This window comes from Candidatus Omnitrophota bacterium (genome assembly GCA_028715965.1).
Lineage (GTDB): Bacteria > Omnitrophota > Gorgyraeia > Tantalellales > Tantalellaceae > JAQUQS01.
In genome coordinates, this window is record JAQUQS010000007.1 from 17431 (window position 1) to 29883 (window position 12453).

Below are 12453 nucleotides of genomic sequence, written 5' to 3' on the forward strand. Positions count from 1 at the left end.
GTCCCGGATATCTTATTCTTTCTCCATGGTCTTTCTTTTTGATATGGAGCGGGAAAGCTCGAACCTATCCAGGAATTCTTCCTGGAACTGCTGCATATAGAGGAAGATCCCCGGGGTGACAAAAAGGGTCAGGACCTGGGCGAAAGCCAGTCCGCCTACTATGATAAGCCCCAACGGTTGCCTGGACGACCCGTCAGCGCCAAACCCAAGAGCTATGGGTATGGCCCCTATGATAGTGGATGCCCCTGTCATAAGTATAGGACGGAACCTGTCACGGCAGGCTTCGTATATAGCGTCAAAACTGTTCAGTCCTTCTTCCATCCTCTGTTTAGCGAAATCCACCATAAGTATACCGTTCTTTGACACTATACCGAGCAACATGAACATCCCGATATAAGCATACAGCGAAAGTTCGGCTCGACAGACAAGCAGAGTGGCAAGGCCACCGAAAGTAGCTACCGGCAGCGTGGTAATGACCGTAAAAGGATGTATATAGCTTTCGTACAGGATGCCCAGCACCACATACATCAAGAACACCGAGAGCAACAGCAGTACGCCCAGGCTTTTTACTGAGTCCTCGAATTCCTGTGCCTCACCCTGGAAAGTCCCCGTAACGCCCTCGGGCAGGATCCCCGCCGCCGTTCTCTGCAAAGCATCAGTGGCCGTACCTACGGGCATGCTATCGGTCAGGTTGAACGAAATGGTCGCCGAATTGAGCTGGTCAGAATGCGGGACGTTCTGCGGCCCAATGGTCTCTTCCCATTCAGCCACGCTCTCCAGCGGAACCAGCTCACCGGTCACTCCGGAACGGACATATATACGCGCAAGGTCCTCGGGCTTATCTTTGTACTCTTTATCCAGTTCAAGTATCACGTAGTATTGGTCCACATCGGTCTTGTATGTCGTCACTTTTCCGCCGGCATATGCCAAAAGCAGCGCATTCTCTATATCGGCCGCTGTAAGCCCCAAAGTGGACGCCCTATCCCTCAGGATGTTCACCTTGAGCTGCGGCATGTTGAGCTTAACATTGTTCTGTATCCCCGTAAAGCCCGGCAACTTATACATCGCGTCCTGTAACTTGCTGGCCGCGGCATGTACATCATCCGCGTCCTCTCCTTTAACAATATAAGAATACCTGCTTCCCGTTGCCGTGCTCTCTCCTCCCGTGCTTAGCTTTAACGATGGTATTGGCTGCAGGAACACCATGCCCGCCGGAAAACCCATAAGCTCATACATCAATCCCCTCGTTATTTTTTGTATGGTCGGTCTTTTGCCTTTTTTTAATATGGCTATTATCACTCCCGAGCTCTGGTCCGCGCCCGTACCGGTCCCGGTGACGGTAAGCACTTTTTCCACGAACTCATTATTCCTTAGCACGGCGTTTATCTGGTCCTGGAAACGCCTCATCTGCTCCGTGGAAGTCCCCTGCTGCATAAGGATACCACCCTGGATAGCGCCTGAGTCCCCTTCGGGCATGAATGTTTTCGGGAGCACACTGAAAAACCACATCGTCCCAACCATACAGAGTCCCCATCCGACAAGGGCGAGATGCCTGCGCAGTAAAAGCCACTTGAGCATGACCGTGTATCTGAGTATTACCGCCCCGATGTATTTGTCGATGAATTTCTGCATACTGGTCTTAGCGTCCTTCATCTCTTTGAGCATACGGGAGCACATCATTGGCGTGAGCGTGAGGGCTATTACCGTCGAGCATGTTATCGCTATTATCACGGTGAGGGCGAATTCCTTGAAATTCCTCCCCACCACTCCCCCCATGAACACCAGCGGGATGAACACTATTATCAAGGCTATACTGGTGGAGATGACCGCTCCCGTTATCTCCGACATGCTGTCTATGGACGCCCTCAGCGGCTTCTTCCCCATTTCTATATGTCTTGTCGTGTTCTCCAGTATAACTATGGCATCGTCGACCAGGAACCCCACCGACAATGTAAGTGCCATAAGCGAAAGATTGTCCAGGCTAAAATCCCTGGCGAGCATAACAGCGAACGTAACACATATGGTGAATGGGAGCACCATGCCGGGGATTATGGTATCGTTAATACGACCAAGAAAAACGAAAATAACGAGAACGACGAGGATCAGCGCTATCACGATAGTGGTCTTGACGTCGTCGATGGATTCGACTATATCCTCCGCCTTGTCGTAGAGCACGTCGACTTTCACCGAACCGGGTATCTCATCGCGAAGACCTTCAAGCGTCTGCCTGACGCTGGCGGAAAGCGCTACCGTGTTGGCCCCGGTCGCCCTGGATATAGCCACAACGGCGACACCCGACTCCATCGGGTCACCCGCCTCCCCGGAATACATTACGTTCACGTTATCGTTCTGAAGCGAATCCAGGCTCTTTCCAATGTCCTTTATACGTACGGGAGCGCCGTCCACATACTTGACGATCAGGTCGTCGTATTCTTCCGCTTTGAAAAGTTGCCCCTGCGGCTGGATGGAAAATGTGCGATCGGGACCGTTCAGGCTACCGCCGGGAATGGTCACCGTACCAGCCTTCAGCACGTTCGCGACCTCGTTTATCCCCACCTTAAAAGCCGCCATCTTGTCCGGGTTCACCTGTACCCTGATAGCGGATTTAGCCCCGTATATCAGGACCTGCGATACCCCGTCAAGCATGCTCATGCGCTTTCCTATGGTCCTATTGCCAAAATCATAAAGGTCTCCCGCGGTGAGGGTATCGGATGTGAGACTTATATATATGGTCGGCGCCTCCGAAGGATTGGTCTTCTCATATGAAGGGGGTTGAGGCAGGTCCCCTGGCAGGTTGGCTTGGGCCCTGGAGATCGCTGCCTGCACATCGGGAGCGGCCAGGTCCACGTTACGGTTAAGATCGAAGGTCAATGTTATGGTCGTCTGGCTATCCACGTTATTAGATATGATCGACTGCAGCCCCTGTATCTGCATACACTCGTTCTCCAGGGGGGAGGCTACGGTAGATGCCATCGTATCAGGGCTTGCCCCGGGATAAACAGCCGTGACCGTTATAACAGGATAATCCACAACAGGCAGATCGCTCACGGGCAGTTTAAAATATGAGACTATTCCCAGGAACAGTACAGTGACCATGCAAAGTATGGTCATTATAGGATTACGTATGAACCGTTCTGAAAATACAGCCATTCGAGTTTTTACCTCAGGAGCCCGTTATATATTATTTTTTCTTCCCTGCGGAGCCCTGCGTTCTTGGCGCCACATCCACGACCGGCATACCCGGAGAAAGACTCATCTGCCCCACCGTAACTACGGTCTCACCGCCATTAACGCCTTTTTCAACGACCACATTATCTCCCTGCTTAGCCCCCAGGGTAACCTGCCGCAGATCGGCTTTATTCCCTTGTTGCACCACGAATATATAGTATCCTTTCTTCCCTATCTGTGGCGCGGCATAAGGAACTAGGACAGACCCTTTTCGCGTCCCCAGAACAAGCCTGACATTCACGAACTGCCCGGGCCAGAGTTCCTTTCCTTCATTCTTGACCGAAGCACGCAGGGCAAAACTGCCGGTCTTGTCGTCCACTTCGTTGTCTATAAGATCAAGTGTTCCCGTAAAGGTCTTCCCCTTTATCCCTGGAGCGCTGATCTGTGCCTCCAGGGTATGGTCGGCCATTGCCGTTCTTACCATATCGAGGTATTTCTCGGAAAGAGTGAAATCCACATAAAGATCGCTCATCATCTTCACGTTGACCAGTACCGGACCGGCGTTAGCGGATACGATATTTCCCGGATCTACCATTCTTTTCCCCGCTATCCCGTCCACGGGGGACTTTATCCAACAATATTCAAGGTCTATCTTGGCGCTTTGCACCCCGGCTTTATCGAGCTCCAGTTTCGCCACGGCTGCCGCGGCTTCTGTCTGATATTGCTCGAACTCTTGCCTTGAAATAAGGTCTTTTTCGAAAAGTATCTTATTCCTTTCCCTGGTATCTACCTTGAGTTGCACATTCACGGCATCTTCCGCCATTGCGGCCTCGGCCTTGTTAAGGGCGGCTTTGTATGGAGCCGCGTCTATAACAAAAAGGAGGTCGCCTTTCTTGACCGGACTACCTTGCTCAAAAAAAACCTCCATTATCTTACCTGTCACCTGGGATTTGATGTCTATGTTCCCGGGAGAGGAAAGCGTGCCAAATGAATCCACATATATCGGCGTATCTTCCACGAACGCTTTTGCCGTCCGCACTGGACGCGGGGCGACATGCGCCTTGTGGTGCCGGGCAATACACCCTTTCACCTGGGCCGTGAGGAACATGGCTATAAGCAGCACCGCTAAAAGCCTCAATATTCCTTTATTCTCTGGAATTGACCGTACTATTTGTTCCCATACGGACCGGATCTTTTCCTTATTTATCATCGCGGCCTTCCTTATCGTTACCCGTCACTGTTAAAGCCCCTATGGCGTGGGCAAGTTCCGCCCGTGAGACAAAAAGACTTTCTCTGGAAGATATCATCCTGCTTCGAGCCTCTGAAAGCTGGCTCTGCGCCTGCAGCACATCAAGCATACTTTTAAGACCCGACGTGTAGGAATCGTAGGCTAATTCATATGATGTCTTTGAGGTCTCCAGGAAAGCTTTGCTGAAAGAATATTTTTTCTCTGCCGTCTTCAGGTCGAAATACTTCGTCCAGACCTCCGCGCTGGCGGCAAGTTCGACCTGTCTGAGCTTTTCGCGCTCAAGACCCAGCAAGGCCTTGGCCTCATTACGCTTGGAATACAGGTAGAACCCGTCAAAAACGTCCCATTCCACCGTCAAGAACGCGTTATAACTGTGGTCCCACTTGGAGTTGAACACGCTCGGGTTCTTTTCCGACCCAAAGAACTTGTGCTCTCCGGCCCCTATACTTCCACCCGTACTTAGCGTTGGCCACAGATCGGAATTCGCCGCGGCAAGGTCCTCTTTTTTCGATTCCAGGCTGGCTTTTGCGGCGATCACCGACGGTCTTTCCTTGAGGGCCCTATCAATAAGGACGGTAACATCCTCCTCGGTCACGTCAACAAGTATATCACCAGAGGGTTCGTCTATCTCGAACTCGGTATCCGGTGGGACCCCGAGAGCCTGTGTCAATGTAGCCCGAGCGGTCTTTGACAACCCCCTGGCCTCCTCGAGGGAATAAAGCGAATCCTCGTAAGTTGACTCGGCCTGAAGAACATCCAACCTGGAAACAAGACCCGCTTTTGCCCTCTGGCGCGCGGCATCAAGAGAAGCCGTGCTATCGGCCAGGTTCGCTTCAGCGGCGACCACAGATGCTTCCGCGCTGTAAAGTCCGTAGTAAGCTTTCGTGGTATCGAGAAATACATCCTGTATTGCCTGGTTAAAACTGAAATTGGCCTCAAGTAACGCCTGTTTAGCCGATGACACCCTGGCGGCTCTCCCACCCAGGTCCAGCAGGAGAAGCTGGGCCTGGCCTAAAGCCGTATAGTCCGCCTGGTTAGCGTCCCCGACAGAATTATTTGTCACTTTTTTATTGAACGCCGTTTGGGCGGATACGGAGACCTGTGGATACCATCTGCTTTCGGCCTGTTTTATCCTCGCGTGGGCGGCTCGCGCACTCTCCCAAGCCTGCCTGGTTGACGGATTGTTCGTGAACGCTATGTCCAGAAGAGCTGCAATGTCCAGCCTGTCCCCGCCAGTGAAAACATCCCCTTTGGCCCTTAAAGATCTCCAGACCTCATCTTTTGCCAGTTTTTTCTCCGCCCACTTGGACGGGGTCCAACTTTGGGACGGGTCTGTTGGCTGGGAAACAGTACTGCAACCGGAACACACTATTACCAGCAGCATAAGACAGTGAAAAAAGGAGTTCCTTTTATTCATATCTTTCATATTGGCAATATTATAGCGTGTTAACGTCTCTCCTACAACATATTTAAAGACATCCCGACAGGTAATATCCTATTACATCTATATGTTTGTCAAAAACCCCTTATTTTGCTAGAATATCTACCGCTATAACAATGTCCGGGGTCATCCTCGGTCGGATGAGTCCTGGTATTTATATAAGAGTTATAATAAATAGCAAAGTTAGTGTGGAGGAGTGGCTGAGTGGTCTAAAGCGGCGGTCTTGAAAACCGTTGTGGGGCAACCCACCGTGGGTTCGAATCCTACCTCCTCCGCCAAATAAACTCAAAGCGGGATGATACCATGAATGGGTCATCCCGCTTTTTAGTTTATCTGTTACGCCTTTGGCGTATGATATTCGCTCACTCTGCGCGCCCAAAAACACGTTCTTGGCGCGCCTCGTTCTCTCGTATCTTGCGGAGAGGCAGGGATCCTGCGCTCCTCGCATACGCTCAGAGCTGGTTGTCCTACCTCCTCCGCCAGTTTAACAAAAAAGCCCTACTGAAAAGTAGGGTTTTTTTGTTAACCGGCACGGAAGAGGATGAGGCGGCACCTATATTCCCATTCACCTGCCGAATCTGACTGAATGCCGGAGGCATGAAGAAATGCCGTAATGGGCGTTAAGATATCCGACGAATAGGAGGATTCTAGCCCGTTACGGCCTACCTCCCATTTCCGGCGCGCCTCGTTCTCTCGTATCTTGCGGAGAGGCAGGGATCCTGTAAGCTTAACAAAGAAGCAAAGCACGGTTTCCTACCTCTTTAATAGAAGGATCTTAGCCGTGTACGGCCTATCTCCCGCATTCTTATCCCTATTTTCCAAATACTTTTTCCAAGGCTTCCAGTAATACTTTTCCCGCGTATGGCTTAGTAATGTACTCCGCCACCCCGTCGTACTTGGCTATCATTTTGTCGACATCGTCGTCAATACCTGTAAGAAATATCTTCGGGATATTGCCATAGACACCTCGCCTTCTGAACTCCTCGACGATGTCAAAGCCGGACCGGCCAGGCATATAGATATCTATTATCAGAACGTCGGGACCGAACTCTTCTATGTTCTTTTCTATTTCCATAGGCTTGCTTATAGCGCGCACATCATACCCGTTACCTTCAAGGACACGTTTTTCAATGGTAAGGAAATCAACGTTGTCATCAAGGATCAGTATGCGTTTGCTCATGACAACACCCCCTTCCCCACATACAGCATGGGGCATTTTCTTTTCAGCGAAAGAACAGCCCTGTCATACAGAACTGCCTGAAATGCGGTGTCCAAAAAGTGTCGTGTCCGAGGATGCTACAGGCGCGTTCGAGCGGCAGGCGCGTCTAGAACGAACATTAGTAATATTCATGCTCTCCGCGAATAGCTTCTTCACCGCTTATTAATGACTGGCCTGAGAAGATTGGAGTTATGTCCCTGCGGCCCATTATATCCTTGCGGCAAATATACCACGCATAGGGGGTTACGCGCGGACGCGCGTTGTATGGATGGATATGCCTCGAAGATAAACGGCCTTGCCATTATCACAAAAAAATTGATCTTTGATGGCCGTCGGATGTGCCGTGTGCGAGTTTGCCGATAGGCATGTCTGAGCAGCAGGCACATCTGCGGACAGATATCAGCTACAAACAGATATCAACGCTTGTTTATTATCGGCCTGAGAAGATTGATGATAACCCCTACTAGTATGAACGGAAAAAGGAATGGAAGAAGCCACACGAAAAGGGCTACCGCCAGGATCGCGATCGATATGAGCGCGATCCAGATGACAACGCCCTGATCCAATCTCAGGGCACGAAACATATTCTTTCCCGACCGCGGCTTCCCGCGGCCGGAGGTTTTCCTGTTGCCGGAACCATCTATAAGTTCAACTTCTACTTCCCGTCCATCGACGGTGGCTTTTAGTTTTTTCTCTTTATTCTCCATAATATATACCCTGCCCGCCTAAAAACCGGCGCCCTGGTACCAGGTTTTTATGTTATCCATGATCTCAAGTATTTTTCCGTATATCAATGTGTAAACATCACCGGTATTAGCCGCGGCGTCCGAAAGGAACCCTCGGAGCGATACGCTCTCAAAAAAAGGCGTGAAAATAGCCTCGATCACGACTATATTGGCCACGAATATCACTACAAGCGAGAAGATGAAGCCCGATTTCATGAGGTCGGGCTGCTGCAACCGGAGCGCCTCATTGGTAAGCACGAAATGGAACGCCATCGTGAACCCGACAAGGAACAGGAATACCGCGGATACACCCGGCCCACTTTTCCCCGCCATATGCATGCCCAGTGATAAAGGGCACAGCATGACCGTATAGATCGGCACGAAATATGGGCTTAACTCTATGAAAAAATTGGTCTTGGACGTAACTACCCCGCCGCCGGACGGCGTTACGTTGAACGATATGACTCGCCCGCCGCACAACCATGTCGCCAGGGCATGCACCGCTTCATGCCCCAACACGTAAACATAAACGGGCCGGAAGATAAAGATATGTATCAGTAGATACGCAAGCACTCCGCGTTCAAGTATACGGAACGTTCCGCTTAATACGCTTATACTGCTTATCGAGGTATAAAAAGCCTCGCCAACGGCGTAGGCCATTGGCAACAGCACTATGCCCGCTAAGGTCCTGAGCACTTTGCTTAACATATTATCAAGCCATCCCCGGTTCTATCTTGTCTTTCCCAAAATATGGACGTAACGCCTCGGGCACAAGTACCGAGCCGTCTTCCTGCTGGTATATCTCAAGTATCGCTACAACAAGCCGTGGAAGGGCCACACCTGAAGCGTTCAGCGTATGCACAAACCGGGGTTTCCCGGTCCTGTCATCAGGCTGGTACTTTATGTTGGCGCGGCGGGCCTGGAAGTCCGAGAATACCGAACAACTGGACACCTCGAGCCATCTGTCCGATCCCGGAGCCCAGAGTTCTATATCATAACATTTATGGGCCGCGAAGCTCATATCCCCCGTACACAGGACCAACACCCTGTAAGGCAAGTCGAGCCTGAGGAGAATATCTTCCGCGTCGGCAAGAAGCTTCTCGTGCTCTTCCATCGATGTCTCCGGCGTGGTGAACTTTACCATCTCTACCTTGTCGAACTGGTGCACGCGGATAAGCCCCTTCGTGTCCTTCCCATAGGAGCCGGCCTCCCTCCGGAAACACGGGGTATACGCCGTATAGCACAGGGGCAGGCTGGTCTCCTCCAAAACTTCCCCGGCATGAAGATTGGTCACGGGTACTTCCGCCGTAGGGATAAGGTACATGTCCTCTTCCGAGAGTTTATACATGTCCTCGGCAAGCTTAGGCAGCTGTCCCGTTCCGTACATGGAAGCCTTGTTAACGATAAAAGGCGGGGAAAATTCCGTATATCCGTGCTCTTTAGTATGGATATCCAGCATGAAGTTTATAAGCGCTCTTTCAAGCCGCGCGCCCGGTCCACGGAAAACGGGGAAACCCGCGCCTGAGATCTTGGCTCCGCGTTCAAGGTCAAAAAGACCGTTCATCTTCCCGATCTCGACATGATCCCGTGGCTTGAACCGGAAAAGAGGCTTATCTCCCACCTCTTTCACCAGTTTATTATCCTCGGAACTCTTACCTATGGGAACACTTTCATGCGGCACATTGGGTATCATGGCCAGCACCGCGGAAAATCCTTCCTCAACCTCTTTAAGCTTTTCGTCAAGCCCGGTTATCTTTTCCGTAAGCGTTTTTACCTCGGCTCTGGCCTCTTCCGCGTCCTGCCCGGCCTTTATGAGTTCCCCTATCTTCTTGGAAGAAGCGTTCTTGCGGCATTTAAGATCCTCCACCTCTTTTATATAGGTTTTACGCTCTTCGTCCAGGACGAAAAAGCGGTCCAACCTGTCGACAGGATCGTTCCTGTCCTCCAGGGCTTTACGGATAACATCCCTGTTCTCTCTTATGAATTTCGGGTCCAGCATGTTCTTTCCTTTCGATGTATCGTGTACTACACAGGCACGTCGTGATATCACCTATGTAATTATATATACTGACGCATGGAGTGGCAAGCCTTATCCTTTTATTACGCCCAGGGGCCTCATTTTAGCCACTTTCCCGGAGAGCCCGGCGGCCGTGACCACGTCTACGACATCAGAGACATCCTTATACGCTTCCGGCACCTCTTCGTGCAATGTATCCCTTCCGACATATCTTACAATAACGCCTTTTTGCTCCATTTCCCTGGCTATATGTCGACCGGCTGTGTGTTTTTTCGCGGCCGTTCTGGACATCAAGCGTCCGGCTCCGTGGCAAGTGGAATAAAATGTCTCCGAGGCTCCTTCTTTCCCAGACAGGACAAAAGAGCACCTCCCCATGTCCCCGGGGATCAGGACCGGCTGGCCTGTATCTTTATACCTGCCGGGCAGGTCCACATGCCCCGGAGGCAGGGCCCTTGTAGCGCCTTTACGATGAACGCAAAGCTCTTTCTCTCTGCCGTTATCCACATGCTTCTCTATCTTGGCGATGTTATGGGCGACATCATAGACAAGGTGCATCCCGAGCCTCTCCGCGCTGTCAGCGAACACACGTTCGAACACCTCGCGGGTGAGATGTGTAAGTATCTGCCGGTTACACCACGCGTAATTAGCCGCGCATCTCATGGCACCAAGATAATCCTCACCTTCGGTGCTCTTCACGGGAGCGCAAGCAAGCTGCCTGTCGGGCAAACGCAGGCCCGTATGGTTCGTAAGCCTGATCATTCTTTCAACATAGTCACCGCATACCTGATGTCCGAAACCGCGGCTACCCGTATGGATCATGACCGTAACAAGCCCTTTTTCCAGTCCGAATGCGCGAGCTGCGTCCGTGTCGTATATCTCCTCGACCACCTGGACCTCCAGGAAATGGTTCCCTGACCCCAGGGTACCGGGCTGGTCCTTGCCTCTTTCAAAAGCCCTCGTTGAGACTTTCGATGGGTCCGCTCCGCAAATGGCCCCGTTCTCTTCCGAATATTCCAAGTCCTCAGACCATCCATAGCCCCTTTTCACGGCCCACTTCGCGCCTTTTAAAAGTATTTCCTGTTCCCTGGCAAGATCCACCCTGATCTTACCGCTGGAACCGACTCCCGCCGGGACATACCCGAACAAAGCGTCCATAAGCTCCTTTATCCTGGGCTTGAGGTCCATGGCCGGGATAGAGGTCCTAAGGAGGCGTACTCCGCAATTTATGTCGTACCCCACCCCTCCCGGCGTCACCACTCCATCGGAAACTATATCCGTAGCGATCACGCCGCCTATGGGCAACCCGTATCCCCAGTGTATATCCGGCATCGCCATTGACGCGCGCACTATCCCGGGGAGACAAGCAGCGTTAGCCACTTGTTGAAGCGCGTTGTCGCTGACGATATCTTTCATCATCTTCTCGTCCGAGTATATGATGCCTTCCACTTTCATGCCGGGCATATATGAGGACGGGATCCGCCATCTTATCCCGTCCACGCGTTCAAGGGTTATCGTCCCATGTTTCCCCGTCATACGACCTTCCATACTTAATTCAAACATCAAAAACTATCGTAGCCTCATATCCTGACGATGTCCTTATTATTTCCAGATCATGGTAGGTAGCGGCCTTTATCTCCTTGAGGACCGCAGAAGCAGTCGCTGGATACTTTTCCCCGGCAGCTAAGGCCCTCATCCTGTTGCCATCGGTTATCTCCACGCTAAACCCGTGAAAGAAAACATTTTCTTTCACGGATCTATATAGAAGTTCATTCAGCCAGGAAATAAGCAGGCTTTCCGTATCCGGGGCATCCCTCTCGATAGGCAGGGCGAACTCCTCTCCCCGGATATCTCCCTTTCCCATCATGTCAAACATGGCAAAAGCCGCGTTCTCAAAAAGTCCCTTTAAGCTGCCGCCATATACCCTGGCCGCCAGATCCGCGGTATGCTCCACCTGTTCATATCGCTTCATCTTCATATATATATTATAAATCCCGCGAATGAGTATACAAATAGAAATATGGGGACTGGTACTGCCAAAGCTTATGCTCCCGCTGATGTGCCTGTTCGTTCAGGGGGTTTCGCGACACTTCCTCAGACATTGCGTCTTCGGTCGTCCCCGTTAAAAACGAGGGACTGGTTCAGTCTTGAAAACAGTGACCGGGATACCTTGCAGAACAAAAACGGCATTGATCAGGGTTTGCGCGCTATTATATCTTTCGAATAGATAACGATACCGTCATCGTTAGAATAGAAATCGTCGATAAGACCGACCTCGCGGAATCCCTGGCCAACATAGAACCTGCGTGCCAACAGATATTCTTTGCGTGAAGATGTTTCGACCCTGATTATTGCCCGGGGGACCTCTTTGAACATTTTTTCTTCGGCTTTCGCCAATAGCTTCTTTCCTAGTCCCGTCCCCTGGTGCGCCTTATCAACAACAAGCCAGTATATATCCCATCCGAAGTCCGTAAGCGGGGTACGGCCGAATATCAGGTATCCCACGAGTTTTCCATCTACTTCTTCGCTTATGACCCGGTAAGCGCTTTCCTTGGCGGTCAACATGTCCGAGATGATCTCTCCCAGGACAACTATCTCTTTTTCCCTGAAGACCCCTGTTTGGTGGGCCATTTTAAC

Annotated in this window: 10 protein-coding genes and 1 tRNA gene; 1 reads left to right on the top strand and 10 read right to left on the bottom strand. The window is 51.2% G+C overall.

Translation table 11 applies throughout. The features are described 5' to 3' along the window. Positions 1 to 12 precede the first annotated feature (12 nt). From PHH49_04840 to PHH49_04850, 3 genes are read right to left on the bottom strand one after another with little or no spacing between them, the layout of a single operon-like run. The gene (locus PHH49_04840) at positions 13 to 3150 is read right to left on the bottom strand and encodes an efflux RND transporter permease subunit (GenBank protein MDD5488272.1); all 3138 of its coding nucleotides are present in this window, start codon (positions 3148 to 3150) and stop codon (positions 13 to 15) included. 31 nt (positions 3151 to 3181) lie between these two features. Beyond that, positions 3182 to 4378: an efflux RND transporter periplasmic adaptor subunit gene (locus PHH49_04845; protein MDD5488273.1), complete on the bottom strand. Its 1197-nt coding sequence runs from the start codon at positions 4376 to 4378 to the stop codon at positions 3182 to 3184. Further along, positions 4368 to 5843: a TolC family protein gene (locus PHH49_04850; GenBank protein ID MDD5488274.1), complete on the bottom strand. Its 1476-nt coding sequence runs from the start codon at positions 5841 to 5843 to the stop codon at positions 4368 to 4370. The genes PHH49_04845 and PHH49_04850 overlap by 11 nt, the downstream gene beginning before the upstream one ends. A 205-nt stretch (positions 5844 to 6048) precedes the next feature. On the opposite strand from PHH49_04850, the gene PHH49_04855 reads away from it, so the two are divergent. Beyond that, a tRNA-Ser gene (locus PHH49_04855) sits at positions 6049 to 6136 on the top strand. A gap of 533 nt (positions 6137 to 6669) precedes the next feature. Here PHH49_04855 and PHH49_04860 read toward each other — a convergent pair. From PHH49_04860 to PHH49_04890, 7 genes are all read right to left on the bottom strand, one after another. After that, positions 6670 to 7038 carry a response regulator gene (locus PHH49_04860; protein ID MDD5488275.1) on the bottom strand — a complete coding sequence of 123 codons (369 nt, stop codon included), beginning with the start codon at positions 7036 to 7038 and terminating at the stop codon, positions 6670 to 6672. A gap of 455 nt (positions 7039 to 7493) precedes the next feature. Next, positions 7494 to 7784, bottom strand: coding sequence for a hypothetical protein (locus PHH49_04865; GenBank protein MDD5488276.1), 291 nt, complete (start codon positions 7782 to 7784; stop codon positions 7494 to 7496). Between the two features lie 18 nt (positions 7785 to 7802). Beyond that, positions 7803 to 8510, bottom strand: coding sequence for a hypothetical protein (locus PHH49_04870; GenBank protein MDD5488277.1), 708 nt, complete (start codon positions 8508 to 8510; stop codon positions 7803 to 7805). Positions 8511 to 8514: 4 nt separating this feature from the next. Next, a complete protein-coding gene (gene serS / locus PHH49_04875) occupies positions 8515 to 9801 on the bottom strand; it encodes a serine--tRNA ligase (protein ID MDD5488278.1) in 1287 nt (428 codons plus the stop codon). 90 nt (positions 9802 to 9891) lie between these two features. Continuing rightward, positions 9892 to 11352 carry an RtcB family protein gene (locus PHH49_04880; protein MDD5488279.1) on the bottom strand — a complete coding sequence of 487 codons (1461 nt, stop codon included), beginning with the start codon at positions 11350 to 11352 and terminating at the stop codon, positions 9892 to 9894. Positions 11353 to 11371: 19 nt separating this feature from the next. Then, entirely contained in the window at positions 11372 to 11794 is a 423-nt protein-coding gene (locus tag PHH49_04885; protein ID MDD5488280.1) for an archease, read from the bottom strand. Between the two features lie 215 nt (positions 11795 to 12009). Beyond that, positions 12010 to 12447, bottom strand: coding sequence for an N-acetyltransferase (locus PHH49_04890; protein MDD5488281.1), 438 nt, complete (start codon positions 12445 to 12447; stop codon positions 12010 to 12012). Positions 12448 to 12453 lie beyond the last annotated feature (6 nt).